Raw genomic sequence first — 21,514 nt, 5'->3', positions numbered from 1 at the left:
AGGCAGAGGACTAATGCGCAGCTTAGTTCTTAACTAGCAAAGTCTAAAGTTCACCTCTGCTTTCCTTTGAATAAATTTAAAGTTTTTATCAAATCCAAAGTAAAGGCAAATGTCTCTGACTTTGCGCCATTTTAAAATTTTGTGATAAACGAAAACTTGTCCAAAGTTTCCGGCTTTTTAGCTAAAGAAGAAAGTAGGTTATATCAATAAATCTTTTTTTCATTTTAAGTTTTTTATAAATATAATGTATTTGTGTTTATTGTCGTTTAATAACTTTTTGTAAAAAGTCGGGAGACTTTTGAGAGATTTAGGTTTTATAATAATATTAAAAAAATTGCGCAAAGTCAGAGACATTTGCGCAGCATTTCATATGAACACTTCGTAGAGCAGGGGACATCTGCGTAGCTTTTCATGAGAACACTTCGTAGAGCAGGAGACTTTTGAGAGATTTAGGTTTTATAATAATATTAAAAAAATTGCGCAAAGTCAGAGACATTTGCGCAGCATTTCATATGAACACTTCGTAGAGCAGGGGCATTAAAAAAGCTCAACTAAACGGTTGAGCCTTTTATCCTATGAAAAAGTAATACTTTCAAATTACTTCTATTTTCTATTTGTTAATAAGCTTTTCCAGCTTAGCCATCATCTCTTCTTTTTCTTTCAGCATACGTTCGTAAAGAGCAATTTTTTCATCATAAAGTTGAATGACTTTATCTATTGGATTAAAAGTTGGGTGAAAATTATAAGCTATTCCTGTTGAACTGTCGTGATTTGTAAAAGTATTAGATATAATATTTACCGCTTGCTCCTCATCAAAATTCTGGAATGCTTCAACAGGAATTTTCAATGCATTTGAGATTTGTCTGAGCATATCATCTTCAATTAGATCTTTTTGCTCCAACAAAGAAATTTTCTTCTGATTCCAGTCGTTACCCAAATCAAAAGCCAATGCCTCTTGTTTGATGCCCAACATTTCTCTGAATCGTTTTACATTTCTTCCCTGATGTATTTTTTGTTCCATAGTATCAATTTTCTGAAGGCTCAAAGCCATTTGCATTAAAAAGTCTTAATTTCAAAGGTAAAAAAATATTCAGTATTAATATCATATCTGATATAGAGTTTCCTCTTTTTAGAATAGAATAAAATTTTGCTCAATCGGGGTTCAAAAGCCACACGAAAGGATTCGTGCGGGAGCGGGGGTTAATTTCTACACCATTTTTCAAAATCAATAACATTAAATTTATTAGATTTTATTCCAACTTTATGTTCTATCAAATCAAAAATCATATCATCAATATCATAAATATATATCCCTAGTTTATTTGCTAAATCAACTGCATCATCAGAATAATAAGAAGTAGTTAAAAATGTATAAATAAAAGGTTCTGCAAGTTTTATTTTATTTAGTACATCAGTTTGTCCTAGCCACGCACTTTCCTTGTTTGGATGAAGTGCTTCTTGTAGAATTCTCACGCTACCTAAAAATTCTCTTATTTCTTTTGGACCAATAGAATTTTCCGGTTTGTATCTTTTAGATTGTCCAACCATACGAAATGATAAATTTTTATTTTTTAAATCTACTGGTTTATCAGCAATATTAACAAGTCTTTTGAATGTTCCTGAACCAATAAAATCTATACCACCATCACTTGACTTTCTGGTTGCAAAACCAAAGTCACAAAAATGTAATTGAATATATTTTGAGGAAAATTTCTCAAAATCATTATCATTCATATTAATCATATATCTAAGAAAATCTGGGAATACTTCAAATTCTTTCTTTGTATTAGCTATGCCCACAATAAAGTCATCATCACTAACTGAAAAGTTAAACTTTGAAAAAGAACCCTTTTGGGTTCTACTTTCAATATAATTTTTTAAATTTTTCTTAGTTTGCTTTAATACTTTTTTTTGTTCTTCAGGACTTAAAGTTAAAGATTTTTTTATAGCATATCTTTCAACTTCATCATTTAAGTTTAATGATTTAAAAGTTGGCTTAAATGAGACTAATATTTCGAAATACAGCTCTTTTGCGTATTTATTTAATACTTGAGATCTTGTCATATAGGCTAATACGCTTTTCGATAATTTCTTTTAATCCTGTTAGTAAAGTTATATCTGCTTCTTTGAAATTTTCTAATTCATCAGTTGGTAATTTTTTCAAAGCTTCAATTGCTTGATTAATTTCTTTTTTCCAATCAAAACTTGAATATTTGATGACTATAGCTAGTGCGCCTTCTAAACTTGTAGAATCTTCTTTGAAAGAACTCAATGCTTCAGCATTTGCAACAATTTTAGTCAAATCTCTAACATTTGTTGAAGAAGATATTTTCTGAATGTTTCCATTATCAGGATCTTTAATTATCCATTTATAGAAGAGTTTAAAATTATCTTCGTTCTCAAATTCATACGTTGTATCGTTGTAATCAAAAAAAGATTTTAATGGAGCACGACCAACTGCCTCATAAAAATAGGTAATTAAATCGGGTTTTGCATACTCACTATAGTCTGGATCATTTTGCATTTGCTCAAGAAGTTTATACCCTCTATATATTCGGTTAACTTCTTGAGTCCTGTATCCTATAGCATTGGCAACTTCTTGAGGTGTTAGTTTTTCACCCTCAATCATAGATTTTATTAGAACGGCTTTTTGATACGTTCCCCAGGGTCTTATTTCTGATATGTGTCTTATTCCTTGAATCTTTAATCTGTTACTTTCTGTATCGGATTCTTTATTAATTATGTTTACTGGAATTTCGGCAAAAGTATCTTTAACTTCTTTTTCGGCGATTCCCTCGTTGATTAATTCTTCTATCCACTTTAATGCTGCAACTCGTCTATTTCCTTCAATAACCAAATATGAATTTTCATCTAGTTCAGCCACGACAATCCTATCCATAGGTAAAAAGCCAACTTCAAGAATACTATCTCTAAGAGCTTTAATTTGAAATTCATCATCTTTTAACTTACCTAAAGTTGTCTTTTGAACACTTTCATCTTTTATTCTTGCCAGAGGAACAAGCTTAGATGAACTATCAAAGTTTTTAAATCTTAAATTGTTTGGGTCCAAAAACAACTGTTCAAATTTTACAGTCTTACTGGTAAATTCTATTCTTTTTTCCATTATTTAAATTTCATTATTTGTAATTTCTACAATCCTGTTTTGCATTGCACACAAATTAATTATTTATGTCATAAAATTGCTTCAATAAGCTATTTATGTTGGCTCTGTACCATAAGTTGTATATTATTTATTTTTGCTAATATAGGAAAAACTTTTATAAATTATTAGCACATTTTATTGAGGACGGCTTCAAATTACATACCAGTTGTTAAATTACAAAATGACTAGCCCTGATAGCAGCGGCATCCTTTTTCTGGCTTCTTTAGCCAGGAAAAGATATAGCGGATAGCAGGAATCAGCTCTCAAAATAAAAAAAGTGCCATAAAACCTAAGTCTTACAGCACTTTCAAACAAATCAATAATTAATTAAAGCGTACTACAGGTTATTCGTTTATGATATCGCCTTGTTTTATTTCTTCGCTGGCGATTTTTATCAGTCGGTCTTTGCGGTTCAAATCACCGAATATTTCGATTTTATCTTCGATTTCCCTTCCTTTTTTTACATCGACTCTTGTGGCTTTGTGGTTCAGTACTTTGATCACAAACAAACCTTCGGCAGAACTCACCAAAGCCGATTTTGGCACTACAAATGTGCTGTCTTTTGCGTTAAGCGGCAATAGCACTTCGGCTACCATTCCGGGTAATAAATTTCCTTTGGTGTTGTGAACGTCCATTTCGACTCTTTCAGAACGCAGTTTCAAATCTAAAGCGCCTGACATTCTCGTGATTGTCGCTTTAAAAGTTTCCGGCAATGATTTTACGTTAAAACTCATTTCGTCGCCGTTGTGTAAATATCCGGTGTACAATTCGGGAACTGAAACCGCCAGACGCAATTTGTTTTGCTGCTGAATCGTCAATAATGGCGAACTTGAACTAGGACCAACAAAGGTTCCTAAATTCACGTTTCTTGCTGCCACGACACCATCAAAAGGCGCACGGATTTCAAGATAACCTCTCATGATTTTTACCTCTTTATGAGCTGCAACCGCTGCCTGATATTGTGCGTAATCCGAATTTTTCTTTCCACTTGCCATTTCCAGATCGTTTTTAGAAATTGTTCCTTCGACTTTGCTTGTTTCGTACAAACGGTTGTAAGTGCTTTTGCTGGTCGCATAAATCGCTTCCATCGATTTTAATCTTGATTCGGCTGCTGCCAGTTGTGAACTGATTTCCGGTGCTTCCAGAACGATCAAAAGCTGTCCTTTGGTTACTTTTGAACCGATATCTACTTTTAGCAATTTTACAAAACTGCTTACTTTGGCATACAAATCCACTTGTTGAAAACCGGTTAATTCGGCCGGTAAACGCAATTCGGTAGTCAGTTTTTCTTTTTCCAGAAGAAAGGTTTCCGTTTTCGGTTCGATTGCTGCCGTAACAACTTCTTCCTTTTTAGAATTACAGCTGTTCAGGAAAAATAATGCTGCAAAAAACAGCGCGGTTGGTTGGAGTATTTTAGTCTTCATTTTATGATTTTATATAAAATATGATATAATGTCTTATTTAATAAATAGGCGGAAAGGATAAAAATCTGTCGAAGTTGTTGCACCACCAAGTGACTTTCGACTTTATAACTTTTTACTTTTTATTTTTCACTCTTCACTTTAGACTTATTTATTGATGAGATATAATGAATGCTTTCTTCGTCTTCGGGATCTAAAGAAACAGATTGTGTTGTGGTATGTTCCTGCGCCCAGGCGAAAATCAACGGTAAAATTAATAATACAGCAAAGGTCGAAAACAATAATCCCCCAATTACGGCTCTTCCCAACGGAGAAACCTGATCGCCTCCTTCGCCGTGACCAATTGCCATAGGTAACATTCCCGCAATCATCGCCACCGAAGTCATGATGATCGGACGAAGACGCAGTGCCGCAGCTTCACGAGCAGATTCTAAAGCATTTCCGTTTATTTTTCGCAGCTGTTCGGCATTCGTGACCAGCAAAACGGCATTCGCAATCGAAACCCCAACCGACATGATAATTCCCATATACGATTGTAAATTCAGGGTTGAACCTGTGATAGTCAGCATCAACAACGCTCCCAAAACTACCGCCGGAACTGTGGTTAAAATGACCAGCGAAACCTTGAATGACTGGAAATTAGCGGCTAACATTAAGAAGATTACAAAAATAGCAACCAATAACCCTACTTGTAAACTACTTAATGTTTCCTCCAATACTTTACTCAGTCCAATTGGCGTGACAAACAAGCCACGTGGTAATTCGCCTAATGAACTAATTGTTGCATTAACATCTTTCGCTGCCGTCCCCAAATCGATCTGATTGATGTTTGCTGTAACTGTAATGTATGGCATTGCCCCTAAATTGTCATTTTCACCGCTCACAAAGCCGGGTGTAATTTTTGCAACGTCACTTAAAACAGGACGAAGCGAATTTTTCAATACCGGAATTTCACCGATATCGGTTTTGCTTTTCATTTGGTTTAACGGAACCTGAACCTGAACGTTTACAGATAAACCGGTTCGTTCGTCGATCCACGTATTTTTTTCGGTATATCGGGATGATGAAGTCGAAGCAATCAGCGAACGTGAAATATCATTCATGTCCACGCCCAGTTCGGCAGCACGGGTCCTGTCAATATCGATGTTCATTGCCGGGTAATGAATCGGCTGACCGATCTGCACATCACGGAAATAGTCTATTTTCTGTAATTTTTCAACGATTTGATTCGCGTAGGTTTCATTTCGTTTTTTGTCTTTACCCGCAATTCGGATTTCGATTGGAGTAGGAGAGCCCTGACTCAAAACTTTGTCCGTTAATTCGATTGGCTCAAAAGTGAGTTTTACATCAGGCAGCACCTTTTTGATTCTCGCCCGGAACTCATCTTTAAAATCATCCATATCGGCATGATATTCTTTTAAACTCACCTGAAAAACAGCTTCATGCGAACCCGCCATAAACAAATAAATCGGGTTGATGGAGAACAACGATGGGTGCTGGCCCACATATATCGAAGATATTCCTATATGTTCATTGCCGACCATTTTCTTCAGTTCTTTCAGCACCAAAATGGCTTTTTCTTCGGTACGTTCCAGACGGGTTCCATCGGGAGCACGCATTCTCAGCTGAAACTGGCTTGAATTTACTTTCGGGAAAACGTCTTTTCCGATGAACGAAATAAAAAGAACGGCAAGTGTCGTAGCTACAATCAAATAGGTTAAAGCAGCCGCTTTTTTGTATGGAAACAATTGTTCAAGAGTTCGCATAAAACGCATTCTGAAGCGCTCAAAAGCACTTATTTTTCCGTTTCCATCCGTATCCGTTCTTTCAACATACTCTTTTTTCTGAGTAATTAATTGTTTTTCAGATTCCGGGGTTAATCCGCATGCGTTGAATTCGGCTTCATCATCTGTGATTTCCGCTGTATGTTCGTGTTTTGGATGGGCTTTCATCAGCCAGTTCGCCATTACAGGAACAAAAGTCTGAGACAATAAAAACGAAATCACCATTGAGAATCCAATCGCCAAAGCCAACGGCAAAAACAAAGCTCCCGGAATTCCGACCATCGTAAAGGCAGGTGCAAAAACCGCCAGAATACAAAGCAGAATCAATAATTTTGGCAAAGCAATTTCCTGACAGGCATCCCAAATCGCGAGTGCTTTTGGCTTGCCCATATCGAGATGCTGGTGAATATTTTCGATCGTAACCGTACTTTCATCTACCAGAATTCCAATCGCCAGCGCCAGTCCGCTTAAGGACATTAAATTGATGGTCTGTCCGAATAATTTCAGGAATAAAACGCCCGAAATAATCGAAATTGGAATCGTCAGGATTACGATTAACGCTGCACGTCTATCACCTAAGAATAATAAAACCATTAATCCGGTTAAAACCGCTCCGATGATTCCCTCGGTAATCAAACTTTTAACGGAGTTGATTACATAAACCGACTGGTCAAATTCGTATGATAATTGTACATCTTCAGGAAGTGTGCTCTGAATTTTAGGCAATTCCGACTTTAATTTCTGAACCACATCCCAGGTCGAAGCGTCTCCGGCCTTTGCAATACTGATATAAACCGAACGTTTTCCATTAACCAAAGCATATCCGTTGGTCACATCGGCACCGTCTTTTACAGTGGCAACATCGCCTAATTTCAGGTTTTGAACACCGCCTTTAAATAACGGAATCTGTTCAAAATCCTTAATTTCTTTAATCGTATTATTGGTTGGCGAAATGTAATTGATATCGCCAATTCTCACGTTTCCTGATGGCGCTGTCTGGTTGTTGATACGAATCGCTTCCACAATCTGATCGGGCGTCATATTGTGTGAACGCAATAAATCAGGATCTACATTAACCTCTACTGTTCTTGGGCTTCCGCCAAAGGGAGCCGGAGATAATAAACCCGGAATCGAAGTAAACGACGCACGTACATAAACGTTCGCCAAATCCTGTAATTCGTTGTTAGAACGTATTTTACTGCTCAAAACCAATTGCCCAATCGGCAGGGAAGAAGCATCAAAACGAATGATAAACGGAGGTTGTGTTCCCGGAGGAAAAGCCGCCTGAATTCGGTTCGAAAGCGCTCCTAATTCGGCAGCTGCCTGCGCCATGTTGGTATTTTCGTAATAGGTTAATTTCATAATCATCAACCCCTGGATATTCTTGGTTTCTACCGATTTTATACCATTGGCAAAAGGGAGGATGTTTACGTAATTTTTAGCAAAATAAGCCTCCATCTGATCCGGAGTATATCCTCCAAAAGGATGCGCAATATAAATTACAGGCAAATTCATTTTCGGAAGAATATCTACCTTGATGTCTTTGATGGCACCAATTCCGAAGAAAAATAAACCGGCCACCAATACCAATATAGAGATGGGTTTGCGGAGTGCAAAACGTATTAAATTCATTAGGCTCTATAATTAAAATTCATTTATAAATAAGTCAAAATTGCCTGTTGCGGCTACTTTTAGCAAATACGACTGCCACACATTATTGTTGACGATATCACGGTCGATTTCGGCGCGGTTCAGCGTGTAAATCGTCTGGGTCAAATCGGTCAGGTCTGTTAATCCGTTTTTGTATAAAGTCGATTTTTGCAGATATGCCCTTTGTGCTGCGTTTACCTGAATTGGCGCTTCAGCATAATTCTCAAGAGTGATTCTAATTTTATCTTCGGCGAAATTCAATTGTGATTTTAGTTCCCTGTCTGCCTGATTGTATTCTTCCTGCAAACCTTGCGAAACGAATTTTTGCGCACTGACCTGTTTGCTCATTCGGAACGGTGTGGTCAGGTTCCAGGTAATTCCAACGCCAATCAAATAATTGGTACGATCCGGATTTACGCCATCCCAGTAATTTCGGTTAAAAGCGGTCTGATCTGTTGCATACGATGAATCAAAACCTGAAGCCCGCGTTTGCAACACACCAAATGCACTCATGGTAGGATAATAAAAACGTTTGTACAATTTGACCTGCTGGTTGCTGTAATCAATTCTCGTTTTATACAATTGCAATAACGGGTGAAGGCTATCAGTTACACTATTTTGTTTTATAAGTTCTTTTGGAATCTGCGTAACAAAAAGGGTATCAGTGACAAAATCCTGAGGTGCAACGCCCATTAAATCGACCAGTTTATTGTTTTGTTCTTTAACGAAATTTTTAGCCAGATTCAGTGCCATTTTAGCTTTCGAAACTTCGGCTGTAGCCAATGTCGAATCCACTCCGGCCAGTAATCCGTTTTTGACTCTGGCTGCGGCGGTTCTTTTGAAAACTTCGGCACGGTTTAAATTCTTCTGTTGTGAAATGAGTAATCTTTGGCTTGCCAATAAATTGAGATAGGCGGCTGAGATTTTAATTTCCAGCTGGAATTTCTCCTGATTCAGGTCTTTTTCTTTGGCCTGAACGTCAATTTTAGACAGGTTGATTTTTTCCTTTGCTTTTCCAAAAGTGAAAAAATCCCAGTTCATGTTTACCAGATAAAGTGCTCCAAAGGCAGAGTTCCAGTTTTGTTCCGGAAGCGGTAATCCTGATGAAGCTACACCCAGACCTCCAAAGCCATAGAGTGGGCCGTTTTGTCCGTTTACTGTTCCGTAATCCTGCTGTGCTGATAAGTTTAAATTTGGTAAATAATCGCGTTTGGATTGTTTAAGACTTTCCCGTGAAGCATTCGTATAGTTGTTTTTTGCTCTTACTGAACCGTAATTTTCAAGCCCGGTTTTTATGGCGTCTTTTAAAGACAAGGTTTGAGAATGACTGTTTAGGGCAAAAATCAGGAAAAATAAAAAGGTAACTCTAGAGCTCTTGTTAAAAACGTCAGTTCGAGTGTTTTTTGTGAAGTGAAACGGAATAAAAAATGTATCGAGAACCGTTTTTAATTCTAATTTTTCTTGTTCTCGGTACATTTTTCTATCGAAAAACACTCGAACTGACGAAAAATTAAAACTAAAAACTAATCGTATCCAGGGAGTTAAAGTAGTTTTTTTGAAATACATATAATTTAGATGTGAAATTATGCCCCAAATTTATTTCTGAAATCAGAATAAAAACCTTTATAAATGATGTACGCCACTAATAAATGACGAATTGAATTGGTCATTTTTTGGAAAAAATAATTAAATATTTGTTCGTACTTTGTAAACTATTTAAGTGCAGAAGATGAATAAAAAGTTGAGTAACATGATGGAAAACAAATGGTGGCAGGAAATTGCCGTCGTTCTTTTTTCATTCACGGTCTATACCCTGAAAAATGACTGGATGCTTTTTAGCTCTTTTAGTTCAATTTTGATGGGGATTTTTTTCTACTGTATTTTATACATGCATGCCCAGTTCAACCGGTTTTTTATCCTTCCTATTTTATTCAAAAACAAAAGACCGGTAACATACGTTTTTTTAACGCTTTTGGGAGTGTTTCTTTTTTCAGTCGTTTTGTATCAGATTACTTCTTTGAGCATTTTTGCAAACTGTCGTTTATATCAGAATTCCCATCAGCGAAGTTATATCTATCAGCTTGCTAGTGTTCTGGGAACTTTGGTTTGTATTTTGAGTCCGATTATTGTTTTTAAATTTTACAGAATCAATAAAAAACAGACAGACGAAACGCTGCTTTTCAACCAGATGCAGCTGAATTCACTGAAAGGACAATTGAATCCGCATTTCCTGTTCAATACTTTCAATACGCTTTACGGTATCAGTTTAGAATTTCCGGAAAGGACGCCCGATCTGATTATGAAAGTGTCGCAACTGATGCGTTATCAGCTCGAAAGCAATAACAAACAATGTGTTTCTCTTGAAGAAGAACTGGAATTTATAAACAGTTATATTCAACTCGAAAAAGAACGTGTCGGGTATCGTTGTGATATTACCTATGATTGCAAAATTGACAATGAAAATGCCTATAAAGTATCGCCAATGCTGTTGATAGCCTTTATAGAAAATGCTTTTAAACACGGAACCTGCGCAATTGAAAAATGTTTTGTCCGTATTATCATTACAGTCGAAAACGGATTACTGCATCTGCATGTCGTCAATTCCATTCCGAAGAAAACCGATGTGATTTCAACTAAAATTGGTTTGAAAAACACTATAGAAAGATTAAATCTGATTTACGGAAAAGAATATAAATTAAATATTCAGGAAGATAAAAATACCTATATAGCAGATTTGAAAATACAACTGAAAAAGTTGGCATGATGAAGGAGACCAAAAAATGCATTATTGTTGATGATGAGCCGGCAGCACATTATGTCCTGGCCAATTACATCAAACAGAATCCACAGCTGGAACTCGTTTTTCAGGGTTATAATGGCGTAGAGGCGATGGATTATCTGCGTGAAAACAGAGTCGATCTGATGTTTCTGGATATCAATATGCCCGAAATTTCGGGAATGGAGCTGCTGAAAATTATTCCGACCCATCCTAAAACAATTTTAACCACTGCTTATTCCGAATTCGCACTCGAAAGTTATGACTACGGCGTGATTGACTATCTGCTCAAACCTATTTATTTTCCAAGGTTTTTAAAAGCAATTGATCGTTTTTTTGCTACAGAAAATGTAAAAAACAGGGAAGAAGAAGTTATCAACTCTGTTACTGTAAAAGTCGATGGCTATTTTATGGATATCGAATTAGACCAGCTTTTGTTTGCACAAAGTTTTGGTAATTATGTAAAAATCCACACTTTAAAAAGAACGTATCTGGCTTCAATTACTACTGCCGAATTAGAAAAATGCCTGCCTGAAAAAAGCTTTATGCGTATTCATAAATCCTATATCGTAGCATTGGATAAAATTGAAGAAAGCGAAAAAGACTTTGTGGTGATAAAAAATGAAAAACTTCCGGTTGGTATTACCTACCGAAGAGAATTGACAGACCGACTGAAAAATAAAGACCATATATAAGAGTTCAGAAATAAGTGCTTACTAATTCAATTATTTCAAAAAAGAAGCCTGCTAAGATTTATTTCTGCAGGCTTTTTTGATTCTGATTTTATTTGAAATTAACTAATGGCTAATTTTTCTTTCCAGACAAGAAGTTTTACACCTTTAAAAATAAGCCATAAGCTAAGTGCCAACTCTGCGATAAGGCATGGCATTAATAATACGATGCTGGAAAATTGCGGAGCCAGAATTAAGGCAAAGCTGTTGATTAAGTAACAGACTCCTGCAATGGACATCAGGATTCCAGACACTTTTGGAAAATATCCTGATTTGAAAATTAAATAGCCTTCGATCAGGCACACGAACCCAAAAAAGATTAATCCAATCCCGAACCCAAAGTCGTGTAATTTTATAGAAAGATAAGATAATGTATGCAATTGATCCGGACTAAAGGATTTTAGATAATCAGCATCACCCAAAAAGAATAAAGCTGCCAGCAGGTTTAATTTGTTAGCTACTAAAACAGCAGTCTGGATTAGATTAAATGAAAGGTTTAAAAGTGCAAGTTTTTTGTTTACAGGTCTAAGTAAATAATAAAGAATTATCATGACAGGTAGGTCGCAAATCTGCATAATCAAATCTGCGGTAATGCCAATTTTCCATAAAAACTCAGAATGGATGATGTTGTTTGCAGTAGCTGTTGCATCTCCCGAAACAAATAATTTATTTCTAACAAAGTTCTCAGCAAAAAATCCGGTAATAATAATAACGAGATATAATAAACCAGCAATTCTGGCATAGAGTTGTGGACAAGTTTCAAATTTTGTGTTGTCTTTCATTGGTTATGATTTGGTTTGAAAGTTAGACGTGTAATACAGCGAAAAGTTACCTGTTTAACTAATAAAATCATATCAATTTTTATTATACTTAAATTTTTCATACAACTTCATTTTTAATTCATTTATAAGTAGTAAATTTATTACTGTTTTTTTCTGGATTATTAATTTTAATGATTGAAAAATGAGAACAGTATCTTTAATTTTCGCCATGTTCAGCTTCAGTTATTTAACTGCACAGGAAGGAATAAACATGAAAAAAACAGTCATTCCTCCCGAACTGGTAAGAGCTGCTTTTGAAAAAGAATATCCAGGGAAAACAGCTGTCTGGTCTGAAGAATATGTAGGCGATGATAATGATGAAATCCGCTATGAGGCAAAATACAATGTAAACAATACTACAAAAGCACTTGCGATTTATGACAATTCAGGAAATATGAAAGCATATGAACTGCAGATTCCTTTGAGTAAACTTCCACCAAAAGCACAAGCTTATCTGAAAAAAAACTATCCGGCAAAAGCGATAAAAGAAATTGCAGTAGTGGTTGATGATAAAAACAAAACTACTTATGAAGTGGGAGTCGAAAAAGATTCAAAATTTTACGATCTCATTTTTGATAGAAATGGAGGGTTTGATGTCAGTATTGAAAAAAATTAAAAACGACTTACTTACTAATTCAATATATTTAAACGGCAAACCCGATAAGTTTTAGCTTATCGGGTTTTGTTTTAAAGAAGTTTAATGTTGATTTAAACACACTTCGACTCCGCTCAGTGCAGGCTGGAAACATAGCTTTTTGTAACTATAAAGGAGGCATTTCACTTATTCAAAAAACGCATAGCTATGTGTTGAGAAATGAGTTTCTCTTTTTAAACTTTTCAAAAAAAAAGAAAAACCTATGTTTGTATGTGTTGAAAAAAAGGTTGAATTTCTAAAATATTATAAAAATATCCCTCCTGCAACCTCAATGCGCTGTCCGTTGACCCAACGAGATTCTTCAGAGCATAAAAAGGCAACAACTCCGCCAATATCATCAGGCAGACCAACTCTTCCCAAAGCAGTCATTGAAGCAATCTGTTGATTTAATTCTTCATTATCACGAACAGCACCGCCTCCAAAATCTGTTTCAATTGCACCAGGAGCGACGATGTTGACCCTGATTTTTCTATCTCCCAATTCTTTTGCCTGATATTTTGTCAAAGTTTCAATAGCGCCTTTCATTGCACCATAAGCAGCATAACCAGGGAATGAAAATCTGGCCAGACCGCTGGAGATATTTGCAATTGCACCGCCATCGTTTAGTATGGGCAATGCTTTCTGAGTTAAAAAGAACGGCCCTTTAAAATGAATATTAGTCAACAGGTCAAATTCGGCTTCAGTAGTTTCTGCAAATGAATTATGAATTCCGATTCCGGCGTTGTTTACTAAAAAGTCGAATTTATCCGTTTTAAAAATGTTTTTTAATGAAGAAGAAACATGTTCTAAAAAGGAATCAAAAGTACCGGACTCCGCAACATTTAACTGAATTGCAGCTGCTCTCTGACCTAAGTTTTCAATTTCTTTCACCACTTCTTCAGCTTCGTCTTTTTTGCTATTGTAAGTGATAATAACATCGATTCCTTTTTTAGCGATTGCGACTGCCATATTTTTTCCTAAACCTCTGCTTCCGCCTGTAACTAAGGCGATTTTTGTATTTACTGCCATTTGATTTATGTTTTAAATTGATAAGTCAAAGGTAGGTGGGAAGCTTTGTCCGGAATTTGTAAATATCAAACGGATGTTTGCGAAATTCAAATATCAATGACAATATCAAATTACAATAACAATGTCAATTTCAAAAATCAATTTCAAAAATCAATTTTAAGCTCAAACTTTAAACCTGAAACCTGAAACTTTCAAAATTAACCTCTAAAAGCCAAAGGTGTCAATGACGTTTGTTTTTTAAAGAAATTCGAGAAATGTGCCAGTTCTTCAAATCCTAAGCAATAAGCAATTTCAGAAATATTCCAGTTGGTTTGTCTTAAAAGAATTTTGGCTTCGCTGGTTAATCTGCTGCTGATTAAATCTGTAGTGGTTTTTCCGCTGTTTTCCTTTAAAACCTTGTTTAAATGATTTACGTGAACGGAGAGCCTTTCTGCAAAATCTTTGGCAGTTCTTAATTCTAAGCGCTGATGCGGTGATTCAATTGGGAACTGTCTTTCTAATAACTCAGCAAATAAAGACGAAACCCTTGCTGCCGAATTGTGTTTGGAATACAAGGCTGTTACTGGCTGTAGTTTTTGTCCAAAGTGAATTAACTCAGCTACATAATTTCGGATTAGATCGTATTTGTAAGCATAATCAGAATTGATTTCATTTTGTATTTTGCTGAAAATGAATTCAACTTCTGTAATTTGTTCGTCTGAAAGCTGAAAGACAGGAAAACCGTCCGGAGCAAAAATAGGAAGTTCGTTTAACACAATTCCGCTCTTATTCAGGAATTCATCTGTAAATACACAGAATTGTCCTGTCTGGTTGGTGTCCTGCGGAATGTAATTATAAGGGATTTTAGGTGTGGCAAATAAAAGGGCCTGTTTATCAATTTCAATTATTTTATCCGCATATTCTGCTCTGTTTCTGCCTTTAATAAGGCTTATTTTGTAATATGCTCTTCGGTTATAAGGCATAGTGCATTTTCCCAAAAGCTCTTTAATGTTAAAAACATTAAACTGAGAGATCTCTTTTTGAATACAGTTATCTAACAACGAATTGGATTCGTTATGGGTTAATTCTGCAATTTCTTTATAAAATGGTTCTAGGGAATTCATAGTGTTTTGATTTGTAAAATTCAAATATACGAAACTAATTGTGAGTTGTAAAAGGTGAGATGTGAAATGTGAAATGTAAAACTAATTACTACTCACTTTCTAACCTCTAACATTTTACAAAATTAAAACAAACTTCCCTGAACAAACTCAGGCTGTGCATTTCCGTTAAATGTAAAAGTATCAATAACAAAAAACTGCTTTTTAACAGGATCGAGTTCCCGTAAAACAATTTCTTTACACAAAAAAACAATTTCAATGGTAGTAAAAAGCTGTGAGGCTATTTTGAGATTTTCTGGCGTAAGTTTTCTGCCAATAGACAGGTGCGGATCGTCGCTTTTTTTAAGTTTTAAAGATTTCAAGGTTTCCTGAATCTTTTTCATGACTGGTTTCAGCTTATTTTTCGAATCTTCATTTGGCGCAATAAAAAAAGCTCCGCTGTTTTCATAAAACGAAAAATGATCCAGATGAACAGAGAAAGGAGTAAAAGTATCACAGGTTTTAAAAAGTTTTTGCCTGAACGTATCGATTTGAGAATCGTCAATTGTGAATTCGCAGATCGTAATATGTGCTACAGAATTACAGCTGTTGTACCAGTTGATTTTACTTTTGAGATATTCCTTCATTGTTTTGACCGAATCAATAACATCCTGTGAAGGATAAATAGCAACTGAATACTTTTTCTCCATCTTAAAGCTCTCCTTTCTTAAACAACCGGTCATAAATTTCAGACTGAAGCAATCCGCTTCCGCCACCAAAATGCTCTATAATTTCGACTCCCGGATGGGCTTTTAAACAAAATGCAGCAAATTCTTTTTCAACGTGATCCTCAATCGCTGAACTTAACAAAACAAAATCGACCTTATGCTGTAAAAAATAATCCTTGGCCAATTCTTCATCACTGAACCCAACGGCATTCCAATTTTCATTAGCATTTACCAGTCGAAGTAAAATTTCAAGTATAGGCTGATTTTTACCCAATATTAAAAAGTCATATTTTTTCATGAATAAGAATTTTATAGTACAAAAGTAGTTTATATAAATCAAAACAAACTTAATTCAGATTAAGAATGACATTCGATAGAGATAAAAAAATAATGTTTTGAGTTAATCGAATTCTTGTTAAAATTCGAAATTTGAGTAACAAACAAAATCAGTATTAACTAAAAAACTCAATATTATGTTACGTTGGACAGTCATTTTTATTATCCTGGCTATAGTAGCCGGAATATTTGGTTTCGGAGGTATAGCTGCCGGAGCTGCAAGTATCGCGAAAGTATTATTCTTTATATTTATCGTATTGTTCCTGTTGTCTTTGATTAGCGGCAGAAGAAAAATTTAGAACAGTATTTCGAAACAATCTAAAAAACGACACATGTATTTCGGTAAATGTGTCGTTTTCAATTAAAATGAAAATAAATCATGGGAACTAAAAGCGGTGCTTACCAGGATGTGTACATAAAGCGCGAAGATCAAATGGTGAGCTTAAAAAATGATGTGACGGATTTTTGCGAAAAATATATAAAACCTGTCCATCCAGAAAACTGGGACTGGTCGGTTCGTGATTTTGAAAATCCGGAAAATGACCCTACTATTGAAGAAGCAAGGGTAATTGGCAGGCTGGTTTTTAAGGATTTGAGTGATGAAAAAGAAACCGATGTTGATCTTTCTACGATGAATAATGTCGAATCGATAAAAGCTTATTTAAATCCGGAAGGCAAATATGAAGCATTTAACATGGAAGAGTTTGCTTTTGCACTGAAAGTTGAACTGGAGCATGGTAAAATCAAGGATGTCAATGTGACGAATAATCATCCTTTTTTAACCGCAATGATTGCACTGGCTCATATGACAGAAAGCCTGACTTATTACAAAAGATTGAAAGTGATGGAAGCCGAAGGTGAAATCTATGAAATCATGCGCAAAATAGAAAGTTCAGACAGTTTTGAAAAAGATAAATGGTACAAGGAACTCATTAAAGCTGAAGAAGAACTGGCTGGAGCAAGGGCTGGTTTGGCGGAAAGACTTGAAAAAATGGATGATATTCCGCCACTCGAAAAAATTGGGGATTAACTGCTATAAAAAACCGTTAGATTTCTAACGGTTTTTAGTGTGCTATTTTTCTAAATGTCTAGAATTTTCTTGGGTCATTTGCAGGATAATTTTCTTCATTTTCTTCTTCCTGAATATCATCTTCCTGGTATTCGTAATTATCCTCTTCTTCAATTTCTTCTTCATCCTGATCGATATCTTCCAGATCTTCTTCTGTTTCATTAAATGTATTTTCGAATGCATCAGAAGGATTGTCAAACTCGTCATTAACTACTTTTTCATCGCCGTCAAGATCGATTTCTTCATCCATGTCATCTAAATTGTCGTCGCCTTCCAAATCTCTGTCCGGATGAAAATCATCATTTAAGTCGTCTAAATCGTCTTCATCATTTGTGATTCGTTCATCCGGATTTGGTTTATTCGGGTCATGACCATTTCGAACTGTAAATCCCTGTTCGGCGATTTCTCTGTTTGTCTGCTTCTGTTCATTGTTCTGATACAGTTCCTCATTCATAAGGATATTTTTATCTGTATTATTTTGATCTATAGTGCTCATAATGGTAGTCTTATGGTGTTATTAAATTATTCAGCCTTATGATTATTCATTTCGTTGCTCAAACTGATCATAATCCAGGTTTTCGTCGTTTTGTATACCTTCTTCCTCCTTTTCTGTTGTTTCAGGTTTGTAATAATTATCATCTTCCTGATGTTTTTTTACATATTCTTCTTCACTGATGCTTCCGTCATTTGGGATGTTCTCATTTCTAAGTATGTTATCCTTTTTCAGCAGTTTATCAATCGCTTTTTCGATTAGCAAAGCAGCTTCAGGATCTAAAAAGCCTCCCTGAAATTTTTGTTGAAAGTAAAATTGCGCGTTTTCGTAATCGTTGTATTGGTTAGTATGATATGTGATATGTGTTTTCATGATATTTGTTTTAATAAATTGATATTACAAATTTATCTATCATTTCTAGGGCAACCCTTACAGGATTTGCCTGTCTCGTTTCATAATATACAGGTGTTCATCTTGAAACTTTGAATCTAAATCATATAAGCTCCTTGATAATTTAATAGGTTAATTTTGAGAATATTAATAATTGAAAATAGATATAATTATGAAAACTACAGATAATAAAAAACAAACGTCAACTAAGCAGGAAGCTAAAAAAAGCGGAGAAGTAAAAGCAAAGTCAAATGCTGCATCGGGATTAACAGAATTGTTTGAAGATAGTCTGAAAGATATTTACTGGGCAGAAAAGGCCTTGACTAAAGCGCTTCCAACAATGGCAAAAAATGCTACTTCAGCTGATTTAATCGAAGCATTAAATTCTCATCTTACCGAAACAGAAGAACATGTTATTCGTCTGGAACAAGTCTTTGAGTTAATAGGTAAAAAAGCAACTGCAAAAAAATGCGATGCTATGGAAGGCTTAATTGAAGAGGGAAAAGGAATTATTGAAGAAACAGAATCGGGTGTTGTACGTGATGCCGGAATAATTGCAGCAAATCAGAAGATTGAACATTACGAAATTGCTACTTACGGAACACTAAGACAATTCGCAGAAACATTAGGATTTGAAGAAGCTGCAGCCCTGTTAGAGCAAACGCTTGATGAAGAGAAAGGGGCAGACAAAAAACTTACTGAAGTTGCTGTTAATACAATAAATGTTGAAGCAGCAGAATTGGAGTAATTTCAAAATTATTAAAAAAGCGCAGTCCTGCTGTGCTTTTTTAGTTTAAAATAAATGAATCATGCCGGAAGGTCCATCTATAGTGATATTAAAAGAGGCAGTACAGCAATTTTCGGAACAAAAAATCATTGATGTTTCCGGCAATAGCAGTATTGACATTATGAGGTTAAAGAACAAAACGATTCAGGAATTTAAAACCTGGGGCAAACATTTTTTGATTTGTTTTGATGACTTTGCCATCAAAATACATATGCTGATGTTTGGAACTTACAGGATTAATGAAAGAAAAGAAACAGTGCCAAGACTACGCTTGGTTTTTGCCGATGGTGAAATCAATTTCTACACCTGTTCTGTTAAAATTTTGGAAGGAGACATCAACCTTTATTATAAGTGGGAAGAAGATGTAATGAATGAAAACTGGAATCCCGAAAAAGCAAAACGTAGTCTGGATAAGATTCCGAAACAGATGATTTGTGATGCTTTGCTGGAACAAAATATATTTTCAGGAGTAGGGAACATCATCAAAAACGAGGTTTTGTACAGATGTAAAATCCACCCGGAATCTGTGGTTGGTCAAATTCCGAAAAGGGATATTCAAAGCCTTATTGATGAAAGTGTTATCTATAGTTTTCAGTTCCTCGAATGGAAGAAAAATCATGAACTAAAAAAACACTGGCTTGCCCACACAAAAAAGACTTGTATTCGCTGTGATCTTCCGCTGATAAAGAAATACACCGGCACTAAAAAAAGAAGAAGTTTCTTTTGTACTAATTGTCAAAAATTACATCAATGAAAGATGAAGTTTTAATAGGCTGTTCCAGTTTTAATAACAGTTTTTGGAAAGGCATTTTTTACCCTGAAAATCTTCCGGTATCTAAATGGTTTGAATACTATTGTGAACATTTTGATACATATGAATTTAATGGCAGTTTTTATAAATTCCCAACAATAAAGATTTTTGAAAATTGGTATAAAAAAGCGCCTGGAAACTTTATATTTTCTGTTAAAGCTCCCAAAGAAATTACACATACTAGAAAGTTTGAAAACTGTAAAAAACTTATTGAAGATTTTTATACTGTTTCAAAAAATGGGTTGAAAGAAAAATTAGGCTGTATTTTGTTTCAGTTTCCACCAGGATATCACTATAACACTGAAAGACTTAAAAATATAATAGCCAATTTAGATCCGGAGTTTAAAAATGTTATTGAATTCAGGCATGAAAGCTGGTGGAATGACGATGTCTGGGAAACCTTTCTGGAAAATAACATTACCTTCTGCAGCGTTAGTTATCCAAATCTTCCACAGACTATTTTTACTGAATTTCCTTTAATTTATATCAGGTTTCATGGTAATACAAAGCTTTTTTATTCGGGTTATTCTTCGGCCGAATTACATCATGTAAAAAATATACTAGAACACAAAAATGCCTTTGTATATTTTAATAATACAGCCAGTACAGAAGGAATCTTAAATGCTTTGGAATTCAAAAAAATATAAAAAAAAGCGGCAATCAATTCAATTGCCACTTTTTAAAAAATTTCACAATTCAAGATTGCCTTCAATTCCGTCATCCATAGTTTTTCCTGTAACAAAAGCAACTGTCATTTTAGCAATTGCGACCATTTTACCGTGTTTGTTGTTCCAGTAATAGCCGTCTTCAGGAACAAATTTTATGATACTAAGGTTAGGATCGTCTTCACCGCCGGTCATCCAGACTTTAATAATCGGATTCCATAATTCTTTAATTCTTTTTCTGTCGTAAGAAATAGAAGCGTTGCCGTGAAGAAAAAGAAATTTATCGTGCGGTTGGGCAAATACTAATTCAACTTTTGAATTTTCATTAATTTCGGCATTCTTATTACTATTTTTATCGGATAAGAAAAAAATATTTCCATCTTCATCAATTTCCTGAAATGACATTGGTCGTGATTGTAATTTTCCGTCTTTGTAGGTACAAAGCATACAAGTTTTAATGTCTTCGGCTAAATCTTTTATTTTTTCAGCTGCAGAGGTATTTTTAAGGTCTTTTTGATCTCCCATGACTTTATTTTTAATGTTGATTTAAAATATATGTTAAAATAAAGATCAGAATTTTCTCTTTTTTAATAGTTATATAATTCATTTTTAGGATTATGATATTTCTATTTTTAATTTTTTAGAAATTAAGAATTTATTGATAATTCTATTTATTTCTCTATCTTTGAAGTCGAATTTTTTTCAAGGATACTTATGAATGATATGATTATATTCTATACAGATGATGACGAGGATGATTTAAGTATTTTTGCAGACGCTGTGGAATCATTACAAAAAAAAATAATATTACAAACTTATACTGGAGGCGAAAAATTGCTAAGTGCAATTTATAATCCGCCGCCAGTCCCAAGTATTGTGTTTTTAGATTTGAACATGCCAGGGAAAAACGGTTTTGATGTTTTGTCCGAACTGCGGAACAGTGATTTCAAAATAAATATCCCTATTATTATTTTTTCTACTTCAAATGAGCCCGGAATTATTGAAAAATGCCGTGTTCTGGGAGCCAATTTATTTATAACCAAGCCTGTACTGATGAAAGATATTGTGAAATCAATTAATCATGCATTGGAAATAGACTGGGAAAATTTTGTTCCGACAATAAGTAATTTTGTTTATAAATCATAAA

The 21,514-nt window shown here is 34.9% G+C and carries 23 protein-coding genes; 9 read left to right on the top strand and 14 right to left on the bottom strand.

The features are described 5' to 3' along the window. Positions 1-610: 610 nt before the first annotated feature. From K8B81_RS18360 to K8B81_RS18335, 6 genes are all read right to left on the bottom strand, one after another. Positions 611-1,021 (bottom strand): helix-turn-helix domain-containing protein, encoded by a 411-nt coding sequence (locus K8B81_RS18360; protein WP_223683010.1) that lies wholly within the window; start codon positions 1,019-1,021, stop codon positions 611-613. A gap of 179 nt (positions 1,022-1,200) precedes the next feature. After that, positions 1,201-2,064 (bottom strand): restriction endonuclease, encoded by an 864-nt coding sequence (locus K8B81_RS18355; RefSeq protein ID WP_223683009.1) that lies wholly within the window; start codon positions 2,062-2,064, stop codon positions 1,201-1,203. Further along, the gene (locus K8B81_RS18350) at positions 2,039-3,124 is read right to left on the bottom strand and encodes a ParB N-terminal domain-containing protein (protein WP_223683008.1); all 1,086 of its coding nucleotides are present in this window, start codon (positions 3,122-3,124) and stop codon (positions 2,039-2,041) included. Before K8B81_RS18350 ends, K8B81_RS18355 begins: the two co-directional genes overlap by 26 nt. A 383-nt stretch (positions 3,125-3,507) precedes the next feature. After that, positions 3,508-4,587 (bottom strand): efflux RND transporter periplasmic adaptor subunit, encoded by a 1,080-nt coding sequence (locus K8B81_RS18345; RefSeq protein WP_223683007.1) that lies wholly within the window; start codon positions 4,585-4,587, stop codon positions 3,508-3,510. A 119-nt stretch (positions 4,588-4,706) separates the two neighbouring features. Next, on the bottom strand, positions 4,707-8,000 hold the full coding sequence (locus K8B81_RS18340) for an efflux RND transporter permease subunit (protein WP_223683006.1): 3,294 nt from the start codon (positions 7,998-8,000) through the stop codon (positions 4,707-4,709). A 12-nt stretch (positions 8,001-8,012) separates the two neighbouring features. Continuing rightward, entirely contained in the window at positions 8,013-9,584 is a 1,572-nt protein-coding gene (locus tag K8B81_RS18335; RefSeq protein WP_317196968.1) for a TolC family protein, read from the bottom strand. Between the two features lie 163 nt (positions 9,585-9,747). Between K8B81_RS18335 and K8B81_RS18330 the strand changes: the two genes are divergently transcribed. Both K8B81_RS18330 and K8B81_RS18325 read left to right on the top strand, forming a co-directional pair. Then, positions 9,748-10,782: a sensor histidine kinase gene (locus K8B81_RS18330; protein ID WP_223683004.1), complete on the top strand. Its 1,035-nt coding sequence runs from the start codon at positions 9,748-9,750 to the stop codon at positions 10,780-10,782. Continuing rightward, positions 10,782-11,489 (top strand): LytR/AlgR family response regulator transcription factor, encoded by a 708-nt coding sequence (locus K8B81_RS18325; RefSeq protein WP_223683011.1) that lies wholly within the window; start codon positions 10,782-10,784, stop codon positions 11,487-11,489. The genes K8B81_RS18330 and K8B81_RS18325 overlap by 1 nt, the downstream gene beginning before the upstream one ends. A 98-nt stretch (positions 11,490-11,587) precedes the next feature. On the opposite strand, the gene K8B81_RS18320 is transcribed toward K8B81_RS18325, so the two are convergent. After that, entirely contained in the window at positions 11,588-12,307 is a 720-nt protein-coding gene (locus K8B81_RS18320; RefSeq protein WP_223683003.1) for a DUF4386 domain-containing protein, read from the bottom strand. Between the two features lie 181 nt (positions 12,308-12,488). On the opposite strand from K8B81_RS18320, the gene K8B81_RS18315 reads away from it, so the two are divergent. Next, positions 12,489-12,962: a PepSY-like domain-containing protein gene (locus K8B81_RS18315; RefSeq protein ID WP_223683002.1), complete on the top strand. Its 474-nt coding sequence runs from the start codon at positions 12,489-12,491 to the stop codon at positions 12,960-12,962. A 282-nt stretch (positions 12,963-13,244) separates the two neighbouring features. On the opposite strand, the gene K8B81_RS18310 is transcribed toward K8B81_RS18315, so the two are convergent. The 4 genes from K8B81_RS18310 to K8B81_RS18295 form a co-directional block, all read right to left on the bottom strand. After that, entirely contained in the window at positions 13,245-14,009 is a 765-nt protein-coding gene (locus K8B81_RS18310; RefSeq protein ID WP_223683001.1) for an SDR family NAD(P)-dependent oxidoreductase, read from the bottom strand. Positions 14,010-14,206: 197 nt separating this feature from the next. Further along, positions 14,207-15,112, bottom strand: a complete 906-nt coding sequence (locus K8B81_RS18305; protein WP_223683000.1) for a helix-turn-helix domain-containing protein — start codon at positions 15,110-15,112, stop codon at positions 14,207-14,209. 122 nt (positions 15,113-15,234) lie between these two features. Further along, complete coding sequence (locus K8B81_RS18300; protein WP_223682999.1) at positions 15,235-15,798, bottom strand: 2'-5' RNA ligase family protein; 564 nt, start codon at positions 15,796-15,798, stop codon at positions 15,235-15,237. A gap of 1 nt (position 15,799) precedes the next feature. After that, entirely contained in the window at positions 15,800-16,114 is a 315-nt protein-coding gene (locus K8B81_RS18295) for a hypothetical protein (RefSeq protein WP_223682998.1), read from the bottom strand. A gap of 175 nt (positions 16,115-16,289) precedes the next feature. On the opposite strand from K8B81_RS18295, the gene K8B81_RS18290 reads away from it, so the two are divergent. Together K8B81_RS18290 and K8B81_RS18285 are read left to right on the top strand one after the other, a co-directional pair. Continuing rightward, the gene (locus K8B81_RS18290; protein WP_078230027.1) at positions 16,290-16,451 is read left to right on the top strand and encodes a DUF1328 domain-containing protein; all 162 of its coding nucleotides are present in this window, start codon (positions 16,290-16,292) and stop codon (positions 16,449-16,451) included. Positions 16,452-16,531: 80 nt separating this feature from the next. Continuing rightward, the gene (locus tag K8B81_RS18285; RefSeq protein ID WP_223682997.1) at positions 16,532-17,182 is read left to right on the top strand and encodes a DUF5661 family protein; all 651 of its coding nucleotides are present in this window, start codon (positions 16,532-16,534) and stop codon (positions 17,180-17,182) included. 58 nt (positions 17,183-17,240) lie between these two features. Here K8B81_RS18285 and K8B81_RS18280 read toward each other — a convergent pair whose 3' ends face one another. Next, positions 17,241-17,717, bottom strand: coding sequence for a hypothetical protein (locus K8B81_RS18280; RefSeq protein WP_223682996.1), 477 nt, complete (start codon positions 17,715-17,717; stop codon positions 17,241-17,243). Between the two features lie 42 nt (positions 17,718-17,759). After that, positions 17,760-18,086 carry a hypothetical protein gene (locus K8B81_RS18275; RefSeq protein ID WP_223682995.1) on the bottom strand — a complete coding sequence of 109 codons (327 nt, stop codon included), beginning with the start codon at positions 18,084-18,086 and terminating at the stop codon, positions 17,760-17,762. 190 nt (positions 18,087-18,276) lie between these two features. Between K8B81_RS18275 and K8B81_RS18270 the strand changes: the two genes are divergently transcribed. From K8B81_RS18270 to K8B81_RS18260, 3 genes are all read left to right on the top strand, one after another. After that, positions 18,277-18,852: a YciE/YciF ferroxidase family protein gene (locus K8B81_RS18270; RefSeq protein ID WP_223682994.1), complete on the top strand. Its 576-nt coding sequence runs from the start codon at positions 18,277-18,279 to the stop codon at positions 18,850-18,852. Between the two features lie 61 nt (positions 18,853-18,913). Further along, on the top strand, positions 18,914-19,645 hold the full coding sequence (locus tag K8B81_RS18265) for a DNA-formamidopyrimidine glycosylase family protein (protein WP_223682993.1): 732 nt from the start codon (positions 18,914-18,916) through the stop codon (positions 19,643-19,645). Next, positions 19,642-20,349: a DUF72 domain-containing protein gene (locus tag K8B81_RS18260; RefSeq protein WP_223682992.1), complete on the top strand. Its 708-nt coding sequence runs from the start codon at positions 19,642-19,644 to the stop codon at positions 20,347-20,349. Before K8B81_RS18265 ends, K8B81_RS18260 begins: the two co-directional genes overlap by 4 nt. 42 nt (positions 20,350-20,391) lie before the next feature. Here K8B81_RS18260 and K8B81_RS18255 read toward each other — a convergent pair whose 3' ends face one another. Next, positions 20,392-20,892, bottom strand: a complete 501-nt coding sequence (locus tag K8B81_RS18255; RefSeq protein WP_223682991.1) for a pyridoxamine 5'-phosphate oxidase family protein — start codon at positions 20,890-20,892, stop codon at positions 20,392-20,394. Between the two features lie 198 nt (positions 20,893-21,090). Here K8B81_RS18255 and K8B81_RS18250 point away from each other — a divergent pair, with 198 nt between their 5' ends. Further along, positions 21,091-21,513, top strand: coding sequence for a response regulator (locus K8B81_RS18250; RefSeq protein WP_223682990.1), 423 nt, complete (start codon positions 21,091-21,093; stop codon positions 21,511-21,513). Position 21,514 lies beyond the last annotated feature (1 nt).

Source organism: Flavobacterium hibisci (genome assembly GCF_020026925.1).
GTDB classification, from domain to species: domain Bacteria; phylum Bacteroidota; class Bacteroidia; order Flavobacteriales; family Flavobacteriaceae; genus Flavobacterium; species Flavobacterium hibisci.
The sequence above is the reverse complement of the archived record's forward strand: the minus strand, read 5'-3'. Positions and strand labels throughout refer to the sequence as shown.

Coding starts and splice junctions, on each gene's coding strand:
- K8B81_RS18275 (WP_223682995.1), bottom strand. CDS start 18,086: ATGAAAACACATATCACATATCATACTAACCAATACAACGATTACGAA.
- K8B81_RS18295 (WP_223682998.1), bottom strand. CDS start 16,114: ATGAAAAAATATGACTTTTTAATATTGGGTAAAAATCAGCCTATACTT.
- K8B81_RS18285 (WP_223682997.1), top strand. CDS start 16,532: ATGGGAACTAAAAGCGGTGCTTACCAGGATGTGTACATAAAGCGCGAA.
- K8B81_RS18320 (WP_223683003.1), bottom strand. CDS start 12,307: ATGAAAGACAACACAAAATTTGAAACTTGTCCACAACTCTATGCCAGA.
- K8B81_RS18300 (WP_223682999.1), bottom strand. CDS start 15,798: ATGGAGAAAAAGTATTCAGTTGCTATTTATCCTTCACAGGATGTTATT.
- K8B81_RS18360 (WP_223683010.1), bottom strand. CDS start 1,021: ATGGAACAAAAAATACATCAGGGAAGAAATGTAAAACGATTCAGAGAA.
- K8B81_RS18350 (WP_223683008.1), bottom strand. CDS start 3,124: ATGGAAAAAAGAATAGAATTTACCAGTAAGACTGTAAAATTTGAACAG.
- K8B81_RS18280 (WP_223682996.1), bottom strand. CDS start 17,717: ATGAGCACTATAGATCAAAATAATACAGATAAAAATATCCTTATGAAT.
- K8B81_RS18355 (WP_223683009.1), bottom strand. CDS start 2,064: ATGACAAGATCTCAAGTATTAAATAAATACGCAAAAGAGCTGTATTTC.
- K8B81_RS18340 (WP_223683006.1), bottom strand. CDS start 8,000: ATGAATTTAATACGTTTTGCACTCCGCAAACCCATCTCTATATTGGTA.
- K8B81_RS18315 (WP_223683002.1), top strand. CDS start 12,489: ATGAGAACAGTATCTTTAATTTTCGCCATGTTCAGCTTCAGTTATTTA.
- K8B81_RS18335 (WP_317196968.1), bottom strand. CDS start 9,584: ATGTATTTCAAAAAAACTACTTTAACTCCCTGGATACGATTAGTTTTT.
- K8B81_RS18305 (WP_223683000.1), bottom strand. CDS start 15,112: ATGAATTCCCTAGAACCATTTTATAAAGAAATTGCAGAATTAACCCAT.
- K8B81_RS18260 (WP_223682992.1), top strand. CDS start 19,642: ATGAAAGATGAAGTTTTAATAGGCTGTTCCAGTTTTAATAACAGTTTT.
- K8B81_RS18330 (WP_223683004.1), top strand. CDS start 9,748: ATGAATAAAAAGTTGAGTAACATGATGGAAAACAAATGGTGGCAGGAA.
- K8B81_RS18265 (WP_223682993.1), top strand. CDS start 18,914: ATGCCGGAAGGTCCATCTATAGTGATATTAAAAGAGGCAGTACAGCAA.
- K8B81_RS18325 (WP_223683011.1), top strand. CDS start 10,782: ATGAAGGAGACCAAAAAATGCATTATTGTTGATGATGAGCCGGCAGCA.
- K8B81_RS18255 (WP_223682991.1), bottom strand. CDS start 20,892: ATGGGAGATCAAAAAGACCTTAAAAATACCTCTGCAGCTGAAAAAATA.
- K8B81_RS18345 (WP_223683007.1), bottom strand. CDS start 4,587: ATGAAGACTAAAATACTCCAACCAACCGCGCTGTTTTTTGCAGCATTA.
- K8B81_RS18290 (WP_078230027.1), top strand. CDS start 16,290: ATGTTACGTTGGACAGTCATTTTTATTATCCTGGCTATAGTAGCCGGA.
- K8B81_RS18310 (WP_223683001.1), bottom strand. CDS start 14,009: ATGGCAGTAAATACAAAAATCGCCTTAGTTACAGGCGGAAGCAGAGGT.
- K8B81_RS18270 (WP_223682994.1), top strand. CDS start 18,277: ATGAAAACTACAGATAATAAAAAACAAACGTCAACTAAGCAGGAAGCT.
- K8B81_RS18250 (WP_223682990.1), top strand. CDS start 21,091: ATGATTATATTCTATACAGATGATGACGAGGATGATTTAAGTATTTTT.